The following is a 22,500-nucleotide window of genomic DNA, read 5'->3' as shown; positions in this document are numbered from 1 at the left end:
GAAATAACTGGCAGACACACGGCGGGTGCTAACGTCCGTCGTGGAAAGGGCAACAACCCTAACCACCATCTAAGGTCCCCAAGTTATGGCTAAGTGGGAAAGGATGTGAGGATCCCAAAACAACCAGGATGTTGGCTTAGAAGCAGCCATCATTTAAAGAAAGCGTAACAGCTCACTGGTCTAAATAAGGGTCTTTGCGCCGAAAATGTAACGGGGCTCAAGCCATACACCGAAGCTGTGGATTTACTCTTATGAGTAAGTGGTAGCGGAGCGTTCCGTAAGCCTGTGAAGGGAGACTCGTGAGAGCTCCTGGAGGTATCGGAAGTGAGAATGCTGACATGAGTAACGATAAAGGGAGTGAGAGACTCCCTCGCCGAAAGTCCAAGGGTTCCTGCTTAAAGTTAATCTGAGCAGGGTGAGTCGGCCCCTAAGGCGAGGCCGAAAGGCGTAGTCGATGGGAACCACGTTAATATTCGTGGACCTGTGGGAAGTGACGGATTGCGTAAATTGTGAGGTCTTATTGGATTGATCTTGCAGTGAAGCAATTCCAGGAAATAGCTCCCACTTATAGACCGTACCCGAAACCGACACAGGTGGACAGGTAGAGAATACTAAGGCGCTTGAGAGAACTACGTTGAAGGAACTCGGCAAATTGCACGCGTAACTTCGGAAGAAGCGTGACCCTTTAGCGGGCAACCGTTAAAGGGTGGCACAGACCAGGGGGTAGCGACTGTTTACCAAAAACACAGGGCTCTGCGAAGTCGCAAGACGATGTATAGGGTCTGACGCCTGCCCGGTGCTGGAAGGTTAAGAGGAGATGTGCAAGCATTGAATTGAAGCCCCAGTAAACGGCGGCCGTAACTATAACGGTCCTAAGGTAGCGAAATTCCTTGTCGGGTAAGTTCCGACCTGCACGAATGGCGTAACGACTTCCCCGCTGTCTCCAACGTAGACTCAGTGAAATTGAATTCCCCGTGAAGATGCGGGGTTCCTGCGGTTAGACGGAAAGACCCCGTGCACCTTTACTATAGCTTTACACTGGCATTTGTGGCGATATGTGTAGGATAGGTGGTAGACTTTGAAGCAGGGGCGCAAGCCTTTGTGGAGTCGTCCTTGAAATACCACCCTTATCGACATAGATGTCTAACTGCGGTCCGTTATCCGGATCCAGGACAGTGTATGGTGGGTAGTTTGACTGGGGCGGTCGCCTCCTAAAGAGTAACGGAGGCGCGCGATGGTAGGCTCAGAACGGTCGGAAATCGTTTGTTGAGTGCAATGGCATAAGCCTGCCTGACTGTGAGACTGACAAGTCGAGCAGAGTCGAAAGACGGTCATAGTGATCCGGTGGTCCCGTGTGGAAGGGCCATCGCTCAACGAATAAAAGGTACGCCGGGGATAACAGGCTGATGACCCCCAAGAGTCCATATCGACGGGGTTGTTTGGCACCTCGATGTCGACTCATCGCATCCTGGGGCTGGAGCAGGTCCCAAGGGTATGGCTGTTCGCCATTTAAAGCGGTACGTGAGTTGGGTTCAGAACGTCGTGAGACAGTTCGGTCCCTATCTGCCGTGGGTGTAGGAATATTGACAGGATCTGTCCCTAGTACGAGAGGACCGGGATGGACGTATCTCTGGTGGACCTGTTGTGGCGCCAGCCGCATAGCAGGGTAGCTATATACGGACGGGATAACCGCTGAAGGCATCTAAGCGGGAAACCCACCTGAAAACGAGTATTCCCTGAGAACCGTGGTAGACCACCACGTTGATAGGTCAGGTGTGGAAGTGTGGTAACATATGAAGCTTACTGATACTAATCGTTCGATAGGCTTGATCGTTCTCATTCCCTCTATTCATTCTAAATAATAAAACAAATTATAACATCATATTAGACAATTTCTCTTTCTTTCTATGCTCTTCGCTGACTTGGTGGTTATGGCGGAGCGCCTGCACCCGATCCCATCCCGAACTCGGCCGTGAAACGTTCCAGCGCTGATGGTACTTTGTCTTAAGGCACGGGAGAGTAAGTCGCTGCCAGGTCTGCTAAGCGCATAGAAATAATTCTTCAACACTCTTCAAAAAATATCTATAAATCGTCGTATTCTTGTTGCGACAATTCTTTAATGACGCGGGGTGGAGCAGCCCGGTAGCTCGTCAGGCTCATAACCTGAAGGCCGCAGGTTCAAATCCTGCCCCCGCAACCAATCTGCCGTGCACAAAATAACCCTAAAAATAAACGCAACAAGAGATTAATAGCTAAAAAACACAAAAACAAAAACTGCTGTCTCTGCGTATAGCTTCCATCTGCCTCTTCGTATCGTTATCGCTTGGAAAATAATAAAAAACGGGAAGATAGCCCATTCTCCTCTGTTCCTTATAGGTTAACTTGCCGGATCTTGCCGGATCTTGAAAAAATAATGCGACTTGAAAAAATAATACGACAGGGAGCAAAAAAATATCCAGGATGCTTCAAATAAAAAAGATCTTTAATAAAAAAGCTGCACACGCGGTACAGCTTTTGTAAAATTTGTCTTCCTCTGGAAAGCGCTTACATGCTGACAAATATCTTTTGTCTCAAAATCTAAGTCTTTAAAATCTGTAAGAATGACAACGTCTCTTATGACCATAATGTCCAAAAATGCTCGCAATTAAAGCACCAAGAAGGCTAGCAAAAAAACTCCACAACCCAATCTTAGAAGCCGTGTCAATAGCTTTATTGGCAAGCTCAAGACCGTTTTTGGCTACTTTATCAACATTATGAGGGAGAGCCTCTACTTGTTTGTTCAGGGATTGAATAGCCTCTTTAGTCTTCTTGTTCGCTGTTTGATAAATATCAATCGCACGCTCTGCAGTCTTTTCTGCTTCAGCTTGTGACAGACCATCGTTGGTCAAGTGATGGATGACATCACGACGATCAATTTGGTTATTGAGCTTGTTAACACGATCCGAAAGACGTTCGCCAAGCTGTTTAACCAAAAGACGATAGTTAGAAGGATCATTCTTAAAAGATGTGATGGTAGAACGTAGATCTTTGACTGATTCTCTATAAGCATTATAGAGATTGTCCGGATTGAGGGCTGGAATATCGCTTTTATTTAAAAGTGCCTGTAAGTCATTGCTGAGTTTGTTAAAATCAAACAGAGCATTATTTTTATCGTTGAAAAAACCCTCAAAATTCTTCCCCTCCGTAAGGGAGACAAGTTTCCCACCTTCCGAACCAAAACCACTGATCGCTTGTCCCGTCGCACTGGCAACTCCTGAAACAGTCTTCGCTCCTAAATGAACTGCTCCAGACAGTAAAACTGTACTTTGGATTGCTACCAAAAGCATAAAAAGAGCCCAGGTCAAAAAACCATGAAGCGCTCCTGAGTGACTGGCAAAACGACCAGCTATATACCCTCCAAGGCTGAAGCTTAGACAAAATATAAGGATCGAACTCACTCTAACAGAAAGAAAACTATTTTCTAATGAAAAGGGGGACGCAAAACTCATTTGGCTAAAACCTAAGGCGGCTAGCAAAAAGGAAAAACAGACCGACGTTGCTAAAAGCGTTAGGAGGCCAGCAAATATCGAGGACCAAGATAAAGCAGACGGATTATAGTGACAACTCTCTGTCTCTAAAGAAAATTCGCCTGTAAAATGTCTCTCTAAGGGATGCTTCGTTGGGATCCGCGTTTCCATGTCTCTCTCTCCTTCAATAATTCTTGATCTTAAAATGATCCAAACCAAATCTAGTTCCAAAAAAAATCAAAAAGAGTAAAATAAATAAAAATGCTCAATCAATAGCCATCATTAAGCCTCATCCCTCTGCACAATAAAAGAAAAAACAAAACTATCAAAAAGCAATAATAAAATTGCTTATGCTTCTCAAAACCATTCTGAAGCCGCTAGTTTATAATAGCCCGTACAGATAAAATCTTTACACAATCCTATCATAACCATCAAACTCTAAGCAAAAAAGAAAAACAGAAAATCATCTCCTTAAATACAAAATAATAAAACACTATAAAAATAGCCAAAAAACTAAAACAAAGGTCAAAAAATTATAGAGTGATTGAAAGTATAAATAAGCTATTCTTAAAAATCTTAGCTGGAAAAAAATCTTAAAACTTTACTCAGAACAGCTCAAAAAAAGAGAATAATACAGTGAGAATCATGCAAATATAGATAACAAAATGCCTTATTGGGGTCTGTTCATAATCATGCTAAGTTTATTTGTTCAATAGAATAAAAAATGCTTATCCTATGTTTTCACTGTTTTGAGTTTCGATTTTTTAGATGTCTTGTTGAATTATATTGATTTTATGACCAATAATTTCGTGCTTGCTAGTATATATACAAATGTAAGAGAAAAAGACCACACTGTTTAGATATATTCAATTTTGATTAGGTTATTTAAAAACGAAAAAAGGTTTAACTATTACAAATCAAATGGTTGGAGTTGTTCTTAATTCACTTGTCAATCCTGTTTCTGTTTATCCAACAATGGTTTTTTGGTTGGTGATGAGCTTCTTTTAGAAAAATTATCTATCTTTATAGTCTCCCACTCATATTGCTAAGCTCAAGCAATATGGGAATATTCTTTCTTTTGAAAGTTATGGGATTAATGTTTGCATTTATATCTCGATCTTTGTTCTGGATAACTGTTGAAAATTTTAGTTTTTGTATGAGAGGAATTGGAGGAGGTTTTAAGATAATGATTTAAAAAGCGGGAGGAAAAGATTTTATCAGATACAGTTGTTTATTCTGAAACGTATATTGATTTTAGCTCTCCTTGATAGCATATCTGACAAAACAATGGTATCATTATAGGTGATATTTTGGTGGTGTATAACAGCAATTATATAAAGCCATTGCAGCGTTTGTTATGATAAGGTAGACACAATGATCTATAAACACACATTGCCGCTAGAGAAAAACAATGGCTATGACACAAGAAAGAACAAAAGCCCGTTTACCCCGTGGTTTTATTGACCGCACAGGTGCACAATTATATGCTATTGAAACAATGATTGCTCAAATTCGTGAAGTTTATGAACTTTACGGTTTTGAAGCATTGGAAACACCGATTTTCGAATATACGGATGTTCTTGGTAAATTCTTGCCCGATTCAGATCGACCAAATGCAGGTGTTTTTTCTTTGCAAGATGATGATGAGCAATGGATGTCTTTACGCTATGATTTGACAGCGCCGCTAGCTCGTTATTTTTCCGAGAATTTTGAAACTTTACCTAAGCCCTATCGGAGCTATCGTTATGGGGTTGTTTTTCGAAATGAGAAGCCGGGACCAGGACGTTTTCGACAATTTATGCAATTTGACGCCGATATCGTTGGGGCGCCAACGGTGTTGGCTGATGCGGAAATCTGCATGATAGCAGCGGATAGTTTAGAAAAATTAGGTATTCAGCAGAAAGATTATGTTATTCGTCTGAATAATCGGAAGATCTTGGATGGCGTTTTAGAGCTGGTTGGCCTCGGCGGCAAGGAACAGGAGGGAAGACGTTTAACTGTTCTAAGAGCTATTGATAAGCTCGATAAATTTGGTTCAGAAGGGGTTCGCTTGCTTTTGGGAGAGGGGCGTTTGGATGAAAGTGGTGATTTTACCAAAGGAGCGGGACTCAAGAAAAAGGAAATTGAGTGTATTCTTGCTTTGATGGCTGTTAGTGCTGAAACGGCTGAGGAAACAATTAGTAATCTGAAAAAGATGGTTGGACATAGTGCTCAAGGGTTTGAAGGGATCTGTGAGCTTGAAGAAATGCACGCGATTTTTTCTGAAAATGGCTATCAGCAATGTATCAAAATTGATCCATCAGTTGTGCGAGGATTAGAATATTATACAGGACCTGTTTTTGAAGCTGCACTGCTTTTTGATATTTTTAATGATGATGGGCAAAAAGTTGTGTTTGGATCTGTTGGTGGAGGAGGACGTTATGATGGGTTAGTTGCTCGCTTTCGTGGGGAAAATGTTCCAGCAACGGGTTTTTCTATTGGTGTTTCGCGTTTGATATCTGCTTTGCAAAATCTTGGCAAACTTCCTGTGAAGGAAACGATAGGTCCCGTTGTGGTTTTAATGATGGATAAAGAACCAGAAGCTCTTGTGCGTTATCAAAAAATGGTGATGCGTTTGCGCCAAGCAGGTATTCGATCTGAATTATATTTAGGGGCATCAGGAATTAAAGCACAGATGAAATATGCTGACCGACGTCATGCGCCTTGCGTAGTTATTCAGGGAGGACAAGAACGTCAAGAGGGAAAGGTTCAGATCAAAGATTTGATCGAAGGAGCGCGTTTATCCCATGAAATTAAAGATAATCAGACATGGCGTGAGAGTCGCCCAGCACAAGTGACTGTTGATGAGGATCAATTAGTTCAAACGGTTCAAAATATTCTCATTACTCAAAAATCACAGAATTTTTAGGAGTTCAAGAACCTCAAAAATCCCTTCCTTATGTATATCAATAAAGGAAGGGAGAAAAAATCAGAGAGGAAAATAACTACTACAATTATCCTTGTAGAACCTTTAAAATATTTTGCGGTGAGGAGACTTCATAAGGATCTGTGGCACAATTGTCTGATGCACCTGCCTCTTCAAACCATTGTTCAATCACCCCATCTTGAATGACAGCAGCATAGCGCCATGACCGCATGCCAAAACCAACGTTATCTTTGGCAACCAACATTCCCATTCTCCGTGTAAATTCACCTGATCCATCAGGAATGAGTTTCACATTTTTAATGCCTTGATTTTTTCCCCATGCATTCATAACAAAAGCATCATTTACAGAAATACAATAAATTTCATCAATCCCTACTTTTTTAAATTCATCATAGAGTTTTTCAAAATCAGGAAGTTGAAAAGTTGAGCAGGTGGGTGTAAAGGCCCCAGGTAGAGAGAAAAGAATAACCCTTTTCCCTTTGAAATAAGTATCGCTGTTGACATCTTGCCACCGATAAGGATTATCACCACTGATTGATTCATCACGAACACGTGTGTGGAAGATAACATTGGGAACTTTTTTTCTAAACATGATTGCAGTCCTGTGCTTTATATAAGAAGAATATCTCCGAAAATCTTAATTTTGTTTTACATTTAAGGAGGTCCTATAGTCCCTTTAATTTGCAGGTATTTTATATTTACGTCAAGAGAAATTAATGATCAATTTTAAGAGAGTGTTCATGTTCAAATTAAATAATAATGCTTTGCAGGCGTCATAATGATGATGAATATTATTCCGACGACAGCTTTTAAAGATCAACAGCTGGGGACATCTGGTTTGCGGAAAAAGGTATCGACTTTTCAACAGCCTCATTATGCTGAAAATTTTATTCAATCTATTTTTAACACTGTGGGACCTCTTAAGGGAAAATTGCTCATTTTGGGAGGAGATGGGCGCTATTTGAATCGCAAGCTTATTCAGACCGTATTGAAAATGGCTGCTGCTAATGGTGTTGGATGTATTAAAGTCGGTAAAGGAGGGATTTTATCCACACCTGCTGTTTCGCATCTTATTCGCAAGTATCATGCCCATGGCGGTATTATTCTCTCGGCAAGTCATAATCCTGGTGGAGAACAGGGTGATTGCGGGATAAAATATAATATTTCTCAGGGAGGGCCAGCACCTACTTCTTTGTGTAATGCTATTTTTGCTGCATCACAACATTTGTCTTTTTATAAAATTATCGATGCTTCAGAGATCGACTTAGATAGGCAAGGAACGGTATTTGTCGGATCTATGCAGGTTGATGTTATAGATCCTGTTGCTGATTATAGCGCGTTGATGCAGGAAATTTTTGATTTTGAGTGTATTGCTCAAGCGGTTTCTGAGGGATTAACTTTCCGATTTGATGCAATGCATGCTGTGACAGGCCCTTATGCACAAGAAATTTTTGAAAAATGCTTAGGATTTCCTGAAGGAACAGTAGTTCATGAGGTGCCTTTACCAGATTTTGGTGGCAAACATCCAGATCCGAATTTGGTTCACGCTAAGGATTTATATGATTTATTAATGTCTGAGCAAGGACCGGATTTGGGAGCTGCCTCTGATGGTGATGGGGATCGTAATCTCATTATTGGTCGTCAACAATTTATCAATCCTTCTGATTCTCTTGCGATTATGGTTGATCATGCTTCTTTAATTAAAGGATATCGACAAGGTCTTGTAGGAGTTGCACGCTCTATGCCAACCGGGCGTGCTGTGGATTGCGTTGCAAAGAAAAAAGGATTGAATTTGTTTGAAACCTCAACAGGGTGGAAATTTTTCGGAACACTTCTAGATGCTGGAAAAATAACTTTTTGTGGGGAAGAAAGTTTTGGTACAGGATCAGATCATGTGCGTGAAAAAGATGGATTATGGGCTGTTTTATTTTGGCTGAATCTTCTTGCTGTTACAAAAAAAACCGTGGCACAAATTGCTCAACAACATTGGTATACCTACGGACGCTTTTATTTTTCACGGTATGATTATGAAGAGATAGAAGCCCACAAAGCTTTTGCAATGGTAGAACAATTATCCGAATGCTTACCAGAGCCAGGAACAAAAGTGGCTGGATTAACGGTCGAGAAAGCTGATGATTTTGTTTATCATGATCCCATTGATCATAGTGTGAGTGTACGGCAAGGGATCCGTATTTTTTTTGATCATGGAGCACGTTTAGTGGTTCGTCTTTCTGGGACGGGAACAACGGGAGCGCTTGTTCGTCTTTATCTTGAACAGTATGAGGCTGATCGCTGTAAGCACAATCAAGACCCGCAAAAAATTCTTCAACCTTTAAAGAAAGCCGCTTTTGAGGTGTTAAAAATCAAACATCATTTAGGACGCGAACAACCGGATATTATTACATAAACGCTTTCTCCTTTGGCAATAATTCTTCTCTTATTGTGGCTGGATCATCTTTTGAGGATCAACAAGTCGATCATAATCAGCGGCAGAAACACCTGCTTTTAAAGCTTCTTCACGAAGATTTGTGCCATTTTTATAGGCTGTTTTAGCAATTTCAGCTGCTTTTTCATACCCAATTTGGGGAGCAAGAGCAGTAACCAACATGAGAGAGCGTTCCATCAAAGCGTGAATATGTTCTCTATTTGCTTGTAATCCTTGGATACAATATGTATCGAAAGAGCGCATACAATCTCCTAAAAGATTGATTGATTGCAGCACATTATATCCAATGACCGGCTTATAGACATTCAGTTCAAAATGCCCCTGGCTAGCGGCAAATGTGATACTGCTATGGTTGCCAAATACTTGACAAGCGACCATGGTCAGAGCTTCACACTGTGTTGGATTGACCTTTCCTGGCATGATAGAAGAACCTGGTTCGTTTTCCGGAAGGCTCAATTCACCTAGCCCTGAACGTGGGCCCGATCCTAAGAAACGAATGTCATTGGCAATTTTGAAAAGGTCAGCTGCTAAAGCATTGAGGCTACCATGAAAATGTGTAAGAGCTCCGTGATGAGCAAGCGCTTCAAATTTATTATGAGCGGTTTTGAAAGTAATTCCTGTGAGGGTACTTATTGTTTTGGCAAATGCGTCATCAAAGCCTGATGGGGCATTAAGACCTGTTCCGACGGCTGTTCCTCCTTGAGCAAGCATTTGAACATCAGTGAGTGCTGTTTCAATTCGTGTGCGATTGGCTTCTAGAGCGGCGCGATAGCCTGAAAATTCTTGCCCTAATGTGAGAGGCGTTGCATCTTGAGTATGGGTTCGTCCGATTTTGATGATGTCGGAAAATTCTTTTTCTTTTTTCTGTAGGCTTCCAATAAGGGCATCAAGAGCTGGTAAAAGATGTTGGCGTGTTTGCAGTGTGGTAGCAATATGTAAGGCTGTAGGAAAGGAATCGTTTGAGGATTGGCTCATATTTACGTGATCATTCGGGTGAACCGGTTTTTTGTTTCCAAGAGTCCCTCCCAAAAGTACGTTAGCATGGTTGGCAATGACTTCATTGACATTCATATTGCTTTGTGTGCCGGAACCTGTTTGCCAAACAGAAAGAGGAAAATGGGCATCGAATTTTCCTGCAAGAATCTCATCGACCGCAGTAATAATCATTTGCCCGATATTTTGTGGAAGTTTTCCTTTTTCCATATTAACGAGGGCTGCAGCTTTTTTAACAAGACTTAAGGCATAAATCAGGGTCAAAGGTTGCTTTTCTACGCCTATATTAAAGTGATGAAGAGAACGTTCAGTTTGTGCACCCCAATAACGATCATTGCGTACGGTGATTGTTCCAAAGCTATCGGTTTCTTGACGAGTTTTAAGCATGACGATTCCTAATAATTCATTTAAATTTTTTTATACTATAAATTAATCAAAAAAATAAGTGCCAAAATTTTACACAGAAGATCATGAAAAGGTTCAGGTTAATTTTAATAGGAACCCTTGACATGAAAATATGCCATGTTTATATTCACGTTATTGTTAGCACTCGTCACAAGAGAGTGCTAACAGGAACTTAAGATTAATTCAATTATATTAAGTTTTAAGGATATAAAACATGGCTAATATAAAATTCCGCCCACTTCACGATCGTGTCGTTGTTCGTCGGGTTGAATCTGAAAATAAAACAGCTGGTGGGATTATCATCCCTGATACAGCGAAGGAAAAACCTCAAGAGGGTGAAATTATTGCGGTTGGAAATGGTGCTCTCGATGATAATGGAAAGCGCGTTCCTCTAGAAGTGAAAGCAGGAGACCGCGTCTTGTTTGGGAAATGGTCTGGCACTGAAGTCAAGATTAATGGTGAAGACCTCTTAATCATGAAAGAGTCTGATATTATGGGAATTTTGGGTTAATCCAATTTCTCAATTATTTTGTTTGATTATTTAAGACAACTCCAAGGAGAAATTAGATGGCTGCTAAAGAAGTCAAATTTGGCCGTGAAGCGCGTGAGCGCTTATTGCGCGGTGTTGATATCCTTGCTAATGCTGTTAAGGTAACGCTCGGCCCTAAAGGACGCAATGTGGTGATTGATAAATCATTTGGTGCGCCTCGTATCACGAAAGATGGTGTATCCGTTGCAAAGGAAATTGAATTAGAAGATAAGTTCGAAAATATGGGCGCACAAATGTTGCGTGAAGTGGCTTCGAAAACCAACGACATTGCAGGTGATGGAACAACAACGGCTACTGTTTTAGGGCAAGCGATTGTACAAGAAGGTATAAAAGCTGTTGCTGCTGGGATGAACCCAATGGATCTCAAGCGTGGAATTGATGCTGCTGTTGAAGAAGTCGTTGAGAACCTTTTCAAAAAAGCGAAAAAAATTCAAACTTCAGCAGAAATTGCACAAGTTGGAACGATTTCTGCAAATGGTGCCGTTGAAATTGGAAAAATGATTGCTGATGCTATGGAAAAAGTAGGCAATGAAGGCGTCATCACTGTGGAAGAAGCAAAAACAGCTGAAACTGAGTTAGAAGTTGTTGAAGGTATGCAGTTTGACCGTGGCTATTTGTCTCCTTACTTTGTGACAAATGCTGAAAAAATGGTCGCTGATCTTGATGATCCTTATATCCTTATTCATGAAAAGAAATTGTCTAATTTGCAATCTTTGCTTCCTGTTCTTGAAGCAGTTGTGCAATCGGGTAAACCTCTGCTTATTATCGCAGAAGACGTGGAAGGTGAGGCTTTGGCAACCCTCGTGGTTAATAAACTGCGTGGTGGTTTGAAAATCGCTGCTGTTAAAGCTCCAGGATTTGGTGATCGCCGTAAAGCGATGTTAGAAGATATTGCTATCTTAACATCGGGTCAGGTTATTTCTGAAGATGTTGGTATTAAGCTTGAAAATGTTACCTTAGATATGCTTGGACGTGCAAAGAAAGTTAACATCACTAAAGAAAACACAACCATTATTGATGGTGCTGGACGCAAGGCTGAAATTACTGCACGTGTTAACCAAATTAAGGCGCAGATTGAAGAAACAACTTCTGATTATGATCGTGAAAAACTGCAAGAAAGACTCGCAAAACTTGCTGGTGGTGTTGCCGTTATTCGTGTTGGTGGTGCAACAGAAGTTGAAGTGAAAGAAAAGAAAGATCGCGTTGATGATGCCTTGAATGCGACACGAGCAGCTGTAGAAGAAGGTATTGTTGCTGGTGGTGGAACTGCTCTCTTGCGTGCTGCAAATGCGTTGACTGTCAAAGGAAAGAATCCTGATCAAGAGGCTGGTATCCACATTGTACGTCGTGCTTTGCAAGCGCCAGCACGTCAGATCGCGATGAATGCAGGTGAAGAAGCGGCAATTATTGTTGGCAAGGTATTGGAAAATAATTCAGATACGTTTGGTTACAACACTGCAACAGGACAATTTGGTGACTTAATTGCTTTGGGAATTGTTGATCCAGTAAAAGTTGTTCGCTCTGCTTTACAGAATGCTGCATCAATCGCAAGCCTTCTCATCACAACAGAAGCGATGGTTGCTGAACTTCCAAAGAAAGATACACCGATGCCTCCAATGGGCGGTGGCGGAATGGGCGGAATGGGCGGAATGGGCGGAATGGATTTCTAAGCTGCCTATAAGCCAAAGATAAAAGAGAAACGGGCCAGTAGGTCCGTTTTTTATGTTTTTTCTTTGATTTCATTATTAAATCAGCTAACAAATTTTTTTCATTTAAGTATATCTTATGTTCAATAGGTCTTTTTTTTTGTCTTATTGTACGCATGATTTACGATAAATAATTTTTCTTGGACAAAGGCGAGCTGTATGACTCAATTGCCTTAGTGTCCTTAGTGTGATGGTCTTTATGCTTATGTAGAAAATGGTCATTTTATTTGTCTTGAATGTGCGCATGAGTGCCTTCAAAACAATAATGAAGAGCTTCCTATCTCTTTTGAAATTTATGATGCTAATGGTCAGCTCTTAGCAAATGGTGATAGCGTGATGGTCATTAAAGATCTTTAAGTAAAGGTTTCTTCATCTGTTTAAAAAAAAATGGTACAAAGGTTAAGAATATTCGTTTAGTAGAGGGAAACATAATATTGATTGCAAATACCTGGAATTAGTCAGATGACTTTAAAGTCAGAATTTGTAAAAAAGTTTAATCCTAAAATTATCATTCTATAATAATGAATCTTCCTCTCAATAATAAAAAGAAGAGGGAGAAAAAATCATCAAAATACTCATTTTACTTTGCAAAAAGTATAAAATTCATACTTTCTATTTTTATTATAGAAAGAAATATTTTTCTTTTTATTCTTTATGTATTTCATAAGCGTTTTTGAAAAAATATATTGTTAACGTCAAAAGTTCATGAACAGAGTCATAAAAGGGGATAGAGCACAATAATAATCAAAAAATATTATTGTGTTTTGGATCCAATTGGTTAAGAATTTAAGCCATATAAGAGAAAAATATCTTCTATCAGGATTTTATGAGACTATAGTTCGTGCTGCTACACTTGACCTTATCGTTAGTTATCCCATTTTTTCTCTTTTGTATTCATGGTATAATACACATCTATTCCAAATTCAGTATAAAATATTTAATTAATAGTTTTTGTTCTAAAGAAATATAAGTAGATGATTATGCAAGAATTATACTATTTATAAAATTTATGCTTCAATGTTGCATCAAAATATAAGGAAGAATTTATGAGCGCATCAGCAATCAATGTTCAATCAGATGTCAGCAATATTGCTTTAAATTTTCCAATTCCTGAAAATGTATTTGCGCTTACTGTTCAAGAAGTTTATCATTATACGGATAATTTATTTAAATTTCGCCTTAATCGTCCGGAAAGTTTTCGTTTTCGTTCAGGCGAATTTGTTATGATTGGTTTGCCAAATGCAGAAAAGCCAATTTATCGCGCTTATTCGATTGCAAGTCCATATTGGGATGAACAGCTTGAGTTTTTTTCGATCAAAGTTCCAGGGGGCCATTAACAGAACACCTTCAAAAAATTAAAATTGGTGATACAGTTTTAATGCGTAAAAAATCGACTGGAACTTTAGTGCTTGATGCTCTTATCCCTGGGAAGCGTCTTTATCTTCTTTCAACAGGGACAGGTGTTGCTCCTTTTGCAAGTCTTATTCGTGACCCTGAAACATATGAAAAATTTTCCCAGGTGGTGCTTATTCAAACAACGCGTGAGTGTAATGAATTGACATATGCGAAAGATCTTGTTGCTTCCTTACAGCATGATCCATTAGTTGGTGAATATGTAAAACAGTTGAAATTTTATCCCATGACTACCCGTGAATCTTCAGAGTATATGGGACGTATTACGACTGTTATGGAAAGCGGTGCTTTTTTCGAAAGAACTGGGTTGCCAAAAATCAATCCCACGGAAGACCGTGTTATGATTTGTGGTTCAATGGCAATGTTGAAGGATTGTGCTAGGTTATGTGAAACCTTTGGTCTTGTTGAAGGAGCCAATAATGCCCCAGCGACTTATGTTTTGGAACGTGCTTTTGTGGGGTAAGAAAGCAATTTGTTTTACAGTATGAAAGTTGCTTATTAATTTGTAAATTTTTCTATTCTGATTTATTTGAGAAAGCATTTCAATAACCGATCTCTGTAAACTCTATTCGTTAGATAAATACAGAGGGTGATAAGATTTATTACATATGGCTTTCTATAAGAAAAATTATATTTGAACAAAAGATAATTTAGGATTTGAAGAAAGGTGAGTTCTCAGCAACTTTGGCTAAAATTAAGGTATACATAAAAGTATGCATAATTTGTAATATCTTACTTATTTGATATGAGTATATGCAGAGGGAAATTATTGCCTTGATGTATAATCATAATAAATGAGGCGTGATGACGCATTGTGATAGTATAAATTATCCTTTGATCATGGTATTTTTTCTTCATAAAAAGATATTCTGTGTATATAAGCAAAGAACAAAACAATATGTAAGAAGAGAACGAATAGTTCTTGAAATTAAATAAAACCCACGTTATGTCGATATTATGGAAAAGAAATTTAAAGTTGCTGCTCTTTATTGCTTTGCAGATTTGAAACATTATAGTCAATTGCAAAAACCTTTGCTGAATTTATGTCAGATAAATGGCATTAAGGGAACTCTTCTTTTAGCAAAAGAGGGGATCAATGGCACTGTTGCTGGTTCTTGCAGTGCAATTGAAAAGTTAATAAATTTTATTACTGCAGAGCCTACATTTCAAATGCCCGAGATTAAATATTCATGGGCTTCAAAAATGCCTTTTCATCGTTTAAAGGTGCGGCTAAAAAAAGAAATTGTAACAATGGGGGTTGAAGATGTTAACCCGTTAAAAGTTGTTGGAACTTATGTAGAGCCTGAAGATTGGAATGCCCTTATTCAAGATGAAGAAACACTTTTAATCGATACACGTAATGATTATGAATATGCGCTTGGGAGTTTTCAAGGAGCAATTGATCCCTGTATTAAAACATTTCGTGAATTTCCTGAATGGATTATGAAGCACGAAAGTGATTTGAAAAAGAAAAAGAAAATTGCCATGTTTTGTACAGGAGGTATTCGGTGTGAAAAATCAACGGCTTATGTACGTAGCCTTGGTTATGATCAAGTTTATCACTTAAAAGGAGGTATCCTCAAATATTTGGAAACTATTCCAAAGGAAAAAAGCTTGTGGCAGGGAGAGTGTTTCGTTTTTGACGAGCGCGTTTCTGTAGGGCATGGTCTCGAAGAATGTGGACGCGAATTGTGTCGCGCCTGTCGTTCTTCTCTTAGCGCTGAAGATAAGCTATCTTCTCATTATGAAGAAGGTGTCTCTTGTGATGCTTGTTATAATACGCGGGATGAAAGTGATAGACAACGCTTTCGGGAACGTCATAGACAATTTCAGTTGCTAAAATTACGTGCAACTTATCCTTATTGTGAACAATAAAGGTCTTCTTTTTGTTTATGCAACTTTTTAAAAAAAGAATATTTTGAGACTGAACATTCTCTAATAATTAAGAGCATAAGCTTGTTCTTGTATATGGATTGCATGTTTCTTTTTTACATCATTTTTTGATTAAAAATTAAAAAAGTTTTAAAATTAAAAAAAATGATTGAAATGAATAAAAATTGGCTTTATACGCAATGTTGCCCAAAGTCGCACGTGCCTGTGGGTGTCCGCTGGTTCTCAAATGGTGAGATAAACCGGTACGGTACCTGGAACTAACCGCTCCAGTCATTCTTACGACCAATCGAAAGGATGAGGACATCTTGAAGCAACGACGGTGCGGGCCTTTCTGGTGTCTTCCAGCTGTTCAAATGCTGAGATAACTATAGAGGCACACCTCATTGCCTTCAGTGCGGAATTGGTTTCTCAACTCCAATCAAAAAGGCAGACAACGTAAAGCAACGCGGTTTTCGCGCTGTTTGTTCGTGGCATGCAATGCTGATCTCTTCCTGGTTGCTTTTTATTCAGGTGAGAGAGACGGTGTATGTCTTTTGTTTTTTGCTGCTGGCAGCCTTTGCTGCTTATTGGTGTAAAGTAGGGGCATCTTGTTCCTAGGGAGAAATGCAAATGGCAACGCAACGTATTCGCGATTTTCTTGCAACACACCGTTCTGAAGGTCCATGTTTGGTTGTTGATCTTGATGTTGTTCATGAAAATTATTTAAATTTTGAAAAAGCTCTTCCACAGTCACGAATTTTTTATGCAATCAAAGCAAATCCAGCGCCTGAGATTTTGCGTTTGCTTGTTTCTTTAGGATCGTCTTTTGATGCTGCTTCCATAGCAGAAATTGAAATGGCTTTAGAAGCAGGCGCTACTGCTGATCGTATTTCTTTTGGTAATACCATTAAGAAAGAGCGTGATATTGCACGTGCGTATGCATTTGGCGTTTCACTTTACGCCGTTGATTGTTTTGAGGAAGTAGAAAAAGTTGCTTGTGCTGCGCCGGGAGCTCGTGTTTTTTGCCGAGTTCTTACTGATGGAGAAGGAGCTGAGTGGCCATTATCGCAAAAGTTTGGCTGCGTTCCTTCTATGGCTGTTGATGTTTTACGCTATGCACATCACTTAGGCTTGCAGGCATGTGGTGTTTCCTTTCATGTAGGTTCTCAGCAGACAGATCTAAATGCATGGGATCGTGCTTTATCGGATACAGCTTTTGTTTTTAGATCTTTGGAACAAGAAGGTATCCAGTTACAATTAGTGAATATGGGGGGCGGTTTTCCGACGCGTTATTTGAAGGATATTCCGACAGTGCAAACTTATGGTATGGCCATTTTTGATTCATTGAAAAAATATTTTGGTAATCGTATTCCTGAAACAATTATTGAGCCAGGGCGTGCGATGGTAGGTAATGCCGGCGTTATTCGCACAGAGGTCGTTCTTATCTCTAAAAAAGCAACGAGTGATAATGTCCGTTGGGTTTATCTTGATGTGGGCAAATTTAATGGTTTGACCGAAACTATGGATGAAGCTATTCGCTATCCTATTGAAACAGCTTATGATGATAAAGCAATGGAACCGTGTATTTTAGCTGGTCCTACATGTGATTCGGCAGATATTATGTATGAGAAAACGCCTTATTTGCTTCCTCTTTCTCTAACAATAGGTGATGAGTTATTGATTCATGGAACCGGTGCTTATACGACAACTTATGCATCTGTTGCATTTAATGGCTTTGAGCCTTTAAGATCGTATGTAATTTAAGAGTTTTATACACAAGGGGTCTCTCTATTTTTGCCTAATGGGGTGGTTAAGATGCGGTTTAACGGGTGACAGAGATGAAAAAAATTCGTTTTCAAGCAAAAAATGGTGCATGCTTTACGCTTATGTCCGAGCAAGAAGCTGATGGTCCTCATCGGGAGAAACTTCTCGATTTGGTAATGGGAAAAGAACGTAAGCGTAAATCATCAGAAATTTTACGTTGTGGTCGGTCTCCAGCTTTTGGCCTTTCCTTTATTATTAAAAATTTTCTTGATGAGCTCGTAGGAAGTGTGCGTCTTTGGAATGTTACTTTCCACAAAGGGCAAAATGAGACACAAGCTGCTTTGCTTTTAGGACCTTTAGCTGTTGCAGCTGAATATTCTGGTATAGGAATCGGGTCAGTTTTAATGCGGCATGCAATTGAAACAGCAAAAAAATTAGGTCATGGTGCCATTTTTCTGGTGGGAGACTCTGAGTTTTATCAGCGTTTTGGTTTTTCAAGCCATTTAACAGAAAATTTCACTATGCCTGGAACTTATGAAAAAGACCGTTTTCAAGCTTTAGAATTGATACCTCAATATCTTATTGAGTGTCATGGTGTTTTAGTTTCAAGTGGGGACTTCCAGGATTTAAACTGTAATCAGCATTATAAAGTAGCTTAAGATTTTAGAGCATTTCATTTTACTTGTTTGTTAGCAATAACGCTGAGGGTGCTTTTCCATTTTTCATTTATTATTAGATGAAGCTATTTAAAAATATTCTCTTTATTAAAAACTCTTTTCGTTAGCTAAGAAATCTAAGTTCTGCTCTTTAAATTATTTTCTGTATCAGAAACAGAATTTTCTGAATTCATCAAAAATGAATGCTTCCGTTATTCTTAACTTCATTTACAATAATGGTGCTTGAACCGCTTTATCTCAGCCAAGAAGATTCATTATTTTAATGATAAATTCTCATAGATGAACGAATTGCAGATTCTCACGATTCTTACGACACAGAAATAAATAAGGTCAGCAATCCAGTTATTGCTAATCATTAATTTACTATGAATCTCGAAGTCCCATGTATTACACACTTGGGTATTTTGAATAACTTTGATACTGTTCAAATCCTAGTACTATCACAAATTTCAATCAAAAATTATTTGCTCAATAAGTAAGATCATCGATATTTAGCGATATGATTAAACTCTTTTGTTGATACACTTAGTACCATAAATACCTATCGTTTTTATAACATGAAGCTTAATGGCTTGAAGGAATATCAGCAGATGGTGGTATTTTTTTAAGAAAAACGCTTAAGAAGGTTAAAATGCTAAAAAGAGTAGTCATCATAAAGAAAATATCGCTAAAAGCCATGACTGTTGCTTGTGTAAGAGCTATACCAAAAAGTTGTAATAAGGCGAGGGCATGTGGATCAAACGTATAAGAATGGAAATACATAGTGAGCTTTTCAAGCATTTCAGTTGCTTGGATATTTCCCGCTTGAACAGTTTCAGCTATTCGTTGGTAATGGAGATCAGAGCGTTGCATCATAACAGTACCGATAATAGCAAGCCCTACTGCACCACCGAGATTGCGTGTTAAATTAAAAAGCCCAGAGGCATTTTTCATTCGCTCTGGTGGTAATGACCCAAAGGCAATGTTATTAATGGGAACCATACAGAGCATAATAGAGGACCCACGAAAAATTTGAGGCCAAAAGAGTTCCCAAAAATCCCAGTTGTCGGTAACGGCAGTGGCTAGCCAGGTTCCCCATGCAAAGGTGATTAGTCCTATAGCGATCATAAGGCGTGGATCAATACGTGCTGAAAGAAATCCAGCTATAGGAGCGGTCAAAAACATAGCTAAACCTGAAATAAATAGCGTTTTTCCAATCATAAGAGCATCATAATGGCGTATTTGGCTTAAATAGACAGGATAAAGATAAGTAAGACCATAAAGCCCTATTCCAAGCATAAAGGAGAAAATTGCTGCAATCGAAAAATTTCGATTAGAAAAAGCTGTGAGATCAACAATTGGTTCTTCAATAGTGAAAGCTCGCCAAAAGAATACACTAGCTGCTAAGATCATAATAATGAAAAGATTAAAAATCAGCTGATCCTTTAACCAATCGTGACGTGCACCTTCTTCTAAAATATATTCTAATGATCCTAAGAAGGTTGCCATGGAGAGAAGACCCCACCAGTCAAACTTAGTTATTAGGGATGGCTCCGCTTTATCAAAATCAATTAATTTCCAAGTTAAAATTGAGATAATAATTCCAAAGGGTACATTAATAAGAAAAAGCCAATGCCACGATAAGACGTGACAAAGATATCCTCCTACTGTTGGACCAATCGTAGGTGCTAATGTTGCAACTAGACCAACGATAGGCGAAACTATTGACTGTTTAGAGGGAGGGAAAAGTGTATAGGAAGCAACAAAAACACTGGGAATAATACCTCCGCCAATAAAGCCTTGGAGTGCACGATAAAAGGTCATCTGCTCAATAGATGTTGCTGTAGCACAAAGAATAGATGTAATGGTAAAACCAGCTGCTGATAGACTGAAGAAAACCCGTGTTGATAACAAACGCGCTAAAAAACCCGAAAGAGGCAACATGATAACTTCAGCAATAAGATAAGCAGTTTGAACCCATGAAATTTCATCAGCACTGGCTGATAAACCGGCTTGAATTTCTGCTAAAGATGAGGAAACAATTTGAATATCTAAAATAGCCATGAACATACCAAAAGTCATAGCAATGAAAACTATAATTTTACGCATTCCTATGCTTTCTTTATAATCAGGGGAGATACAGGAGGTATGGGATTTTTCATGATAGGATCATTTAATAAAGATCTTGATTGTGTGTCTTGGCCCGTGTGTCAACTGTTACGGTAACACTCATTCCGGCCTTGATTCTTCCACTTTTTAACGCATACTCAGGAATAGAAATCCGAATAGGAATGCGTTGAGTAATTTTTGTGAAATTCCCAGTAGCGTTTTGTGATGGCAAGAGAGAAAAAACAGCTCCTGTCGCGGGCGAAATAGAAAGCACTTTACCTTCAAACACATCTTTTTTGAAGGCATCGACAGAGATGTAAGCAGTTTGCCCACTCTGAATATTTTGCAATTGTGTCTCTTTATAATTTGCTTCGATGTAAAGTGAGTGGATGGGAACTAATGCTGCAAGACGTTGACCATTAACAACAAAATCTCCCTTTTTTGCTGTTAAATTTCCAATGATTCCATCAAATGGAGCACGTAAAATAGTTGAATCAAGATTGCGCTTTGCTTGGTCACGTGTGAGTTCAAGACTTTTTGTTTGGCTTTCTACTTCATGCCGTTGTGCTTCTAATACTTGAATATTAGCACGTGCTGCAGCTATTTGTGCATCTGTCCGCGTAACATTGGCAATAGCTTGTTCGTAGGATGATTTGGCATTATCAACATTAGATTGGGAAACATAACGATCAGTTTTAAGTTCTGTGATGCGTTGTAAGGTGAGTTGCGCATTGGTTGCTACAGCTGAGGCCGCCACTTTTTGTGCTTGCGCATCATCTAAAGCACTGTGGGCTGCCACAATTTGTGCATCAATACGCATAAGGATTTTTTGTTGTGTATCGAGATGAGCTTTTGTTTGTTCTAAGGCGATTTGATAATCACCACTGTCTAAACGAAAGAGGATGTCGCCTTTTTTGACAGCTTGATTGGCCTTGACAGAAAGTTCTTCAATGTATCCGCTTAATTTTGGTGCAATAGCAGCGATGTCGCCTTGTACATAAGCATCGTCAGTTGTAAGCATATAACGCCAGTGCGCCAACCATTTATAGCTAAACCAAATTATAAGAAGCGCAAAAATAATAAGAAGAATATTAATGAGCTTCTTGTGTTTTATTTTTCTGAGAGTATTATTTAAAAAAAATGATGTAGACATAGATTTATTACTTTCAGTTCAATCTATAATAAATACACTCGCACATTTACATCAAATGGTAATAAGTACATTACGCACATAGCAGAGTGAGAAAAGCTTTCCAAACGATATTAAGGTAACCACATACTATACTTGATATGAAAATTTACAAGTGTAAAAATGTTATTTTATAATACATTCTTTACAGGTACCTTTTACTTCTATAGTGCTTTTATGCGCTTGGAAACCAATTTTTTGTGTTATTTGCTTAATATCATATGCAATGGTTTGTTCTTGTATCTCGTTCACTTGGCCACATTTGTTGCAAATAGTAAAAATCGTTAATTCATGGTGACAATTCTCTGGATGTGAACAAACCATAAAAGCATTTACACTTTCAAGTCGGTGTATGCATTTTAATTGAACTAATCCTTCTAATGCACGATAAACCTGTAAAGGAGCACGGAAGCCTTCTTCACGCAAACGATCTAGAATTGCATAAGCACTTAAAGGTTTTTTTTCATTTTTTAAAACATTAAGCACTAATATTTGGTTACGTGTAAGTTTAGATGACATTTACACCTTAAATTGATTATGAGCATATTTAAACTTGTTATGAGCATGTTTAGCATATTACGGAATGAAATATAAGAAATATAAAATGTGTGAGGTATTTGTGCAATGATGATTATGATACAAACTCTTTCTATTTTCTTTATTTTTTCATAAAATTACCCTGTTTTTTTAGAGATTGAGCATTATATTTTTTAAAACTCAAAAATTATGTTGACTCTTCCGTGAGAAGAGTTTTATATATCTTCACGTGACAGGGGCATTTATCAGCTGTTTTATGCGCTGTTTTTGTTTTCTGCTATTTTTTAAGCCATATACACAGCAATTTGTATTATCATAAGATTTTCTTTTTGCACCTTTGGGTATATGGTTTTTTTACGTTTGAACAGAGAATATTCTGTTGGTTCTTTGACAAGAGAAGAAAGAAGAAAGAGAAATGTGGGCGGCAT

Annotated in this window: 13 protein-coding genes, 1 tRNA gene, 2 rRNA genes and 2 pseudogenes (1 of these 18 cut by a window edge); 12 read left to right on the top strand and 6 right to left on the bottom strand. The window is 38.7% G+C overall.

Annotated features, from left to right (window positions below; genetic code table 11):
- The 3 genes from BAR153v2_RS05580 to BAR153v2_RS05570 form a co-directional block, all read left to right on the top strand.
- Window positions 1-1,834 (top strand): 23S ribosomal RNA (locus BAR153v2_RS05580) (it extends 980 nt beyond the left edge of the window).
- Window positions 1,835-1,921: 87 nt separating this feature from the next.
- Window positions 1,922-2,036, top strand: a 5S ribosomal RNA gene (gene rrf / locus BAR153v2_RS05575).
- Window positions 2,037-2,123: 87 nt separating this feature from the next.
- A tRNA-Met gene (locus BAR153v2_RS05570) sits at window positions 2,124-2,200 on the top strand.
- Between the two features lie 385 nt (window positions 2,201-2,585).
- On the opposite strand, the gene BAR153v2_RS05565 is transcribed toward BAR153v2_RS05570, so the two are convergent.
- Window positions 2,586-3,677: a DUF3792 domain-containing protein gene (locus tag BAR153v2_RS05565; protein WP_078680643.1), complete on the bottom strand. Its 1,092-nt coding sequence runs from the start codon at window positions 3,675-3,677 to the stop codon at window positions 2,586-2,588.
- A 1,240-nt stretch (window positions 3,678-4,917) separates the two neighbouring features.
- On the opposite strand from BAR153v2_RS05565, the gene hisS reads away from it, so the two are divergent.
- On the top strand, window positions 4,918-6,414 hold the full coding sequence (gene hisS / locus BAR153v2_RS05560; protein ID WP_078680655.1) for a histidine--tRNA ligase: 1,497 nt from the start codon (window positions 4,918-4,920) through the stop codon (window positions 6,412-6,414).
- A gap of 85 nt (window positions 6,415-6,499) precedes the next feature.
- Here hisS and BAR153v2_RS05555 read toward each other — a convergent pair whose 3' ends face one another.
- Window positions 6,500-7,024 carry a peroxiredoxin gene (locus BAR153v2_RS05555; protein WP_078680654.1) on the bottom strand — a complete coding sequence of 175 codons (525 nt, stop codon included), beginning with the start codon at window positions 7,022-7,024 and terminating at the stop codon, window positions 6,500-6,502.
- Window positions 7,025-7,210: 186 nt separating this feature from the next.
- Between BAR153v2_RS05555 and BAR153v2_RS05550 the strand changes: the two genes are divergently transcribed.
- Window positions 7,211-8,839, top strand: coding sequence for an alpha-D-glucose phosphate-specific phosphoglucomutase (locus BAR153v2_RS05550; protein ID WP_078680653.1), 1,629 nt, complete (start codon window positions 7,211-7,213; stop codon window positions 8,837-8,839).
- 30 nt (window positions 8,840-8,869) lie between these two features.
- Here the strand turns inward: BAR153v2_RS05550 and fumC are convergent, their stop codons facing one another.
- Complete coding sequence (gene fumC, locus BAR153v2_RS05545) at window positions 8,870-10,258, bottom strand: class II fumarate hydratase (RefSeq protein WP_078680652.1); 1,389 nt, start codon at window positions 10,256-10,258, stop codon at window positions 8,870-8,872.
- Between the two features lie 232 nt (window positions 10,259-10,490).
- On the opposite strand from fumC, the gene groES reads away from it, so the two are divergent.
- From groES to BAR153v2_RS05510, 7 genes and pseudogenes are all read left to right on the top strand, one after another.
- Window positions 10,491-10,787, top strand: coding sequence for a co-chaperone GroES (groES, locus tag BAR153v2_RS05540; protein WP_078680651.1), 297 nt, complete (start codon window positions 10,491-10,493; stop codon window positions 10,785-10,787).
- A 56-nt stretch (window positions 10,788-10,843) separates the two neighbouring features.
- The gene (gene groL, locus BAR153v2_RS05535; RefSeq protein ID WP_078680650.1) at window positions 10,844-12,496 is read left to right on the top strand and encodes a chaperonin GroEL; all 1,653 of its coding nucleotides are present in this window, start codon (window positions 10,844-10,846) and stop codon (window positions 12,494-12,496) included.
- Window positions 12,497-12,718: 222 nt separating this feature from the next.
- Window positions 12,719-13,051, top strand: a pseudogene (locus BAR153v2_RS05530) (zinc ribbon domain-containing protein YjdM); the annotation flags it as partial.
- Window positions 13,052-13,578: 527 nt separating this feature from the next.
- Window positions 13,579-14,408, top strand: a pseudogene (locus tag BAR153v2_RS05525) (ferredoxin--NADP reductase).
- Window positions 14,409-14,902: 494 nt separating this feature from the next.
- A complete protein-coding gene (locus tag BAR153v2_RS05520) occupies window positions 14,903-15,820 on the top strand; it encodes a rhodanese-related sulfurtransferase (RefSeq protein ID WP_078680649.1) in 918 nt (305 codons plus the stop codon).
- Window positions 15,821-16,447: 627 nt separating this feature from the next.
- Window positions 16,448-17,581: a type III PLP-dependent enzyme gene (locus BAR153v2_RS05515; protein ID WP_078680648.1), complete on the top strand. Its 1,134-nt coding sequence runs from the start codon at window positions 16,448-16,450 to the stop codon at window positions 17,579-17,581.
- Window positions 17,582-17,655: 74 nt separating this feature from the next.
- Window positions 17,656-18,240, top strand: coding sequence for a GNAT family N-acetyltransferase (locus BAR153v2_RS05510; RefSeq protein ID WP_078680647.1), 585 nt, complete (start codon window positions 17,656-17,658; stop codon window positions 18,238-18,240).
- Window positions 18,241-18,822: 582 nt separating this feature from the next.
- Here BAR153v2_RS05510 and BAR153v2_RS05505 read toward each other — a convergent pair.
- From BAR153v2_RS05505 to BAR153v2_RS05495, 3 genes are all read right to left on the bottom strand, one after another.
- On the bottom strand, window positions 18,823-20,346 hold the full coding sequence (locus tag BAR153v2_RS05505; RefSeq protein WP_078680646.1) for a DHA2 family efflux MFS transporter permease subunit: 1,524 nt from the start codon (window positions 20,344-20,346) through the stop codon (window positions 18,823-18,825).
- A gap of 64 nt (window positions 20,347-20,410) precedes the next feature.
- Window positions 20,411-21,499 carry an HlyD family secretion protein gene (locus tag BAR153v2_RS05500; protein ID WP_078680645.1) on the bottom strand — a complete coding sequence of 363 codons (1,089 nt, stop codon included), beginning with the start codon at window positions 21,497-21,499 and terminating at the stop codon, window positions 20,411-20,413.
- A 162-nt stretch (window positions 21,500-21,661) separates the two neighbouring features.
- Window positions 21,662-22,054 (bottom strand): Fur family transcriptional regulator, encoded by a 393-nt coding sequence (locus BAR153v2_RS05495; protein WP_078680644.1) that lies wholly within the window; start codon window positions 22,052-22,054, stop codon window positions 21,662-21,664.
- Window positions 22,055-22,500: the final 446 nt, after the last annotated feature.

The organism is Bartonella sp. AR 15-3, assembly GCF_002022445.1.
In the GTDB taxonomy this organism is placed as follows: domain Bacteria; phylum Pseudomonadota; class Alphaproteobacteria; order Rhizobiales; family Rhizobiaceae; genus Bartonella.
This window is presented reverse-complemented; position numbering and strand designations above follow the sequence as displayed.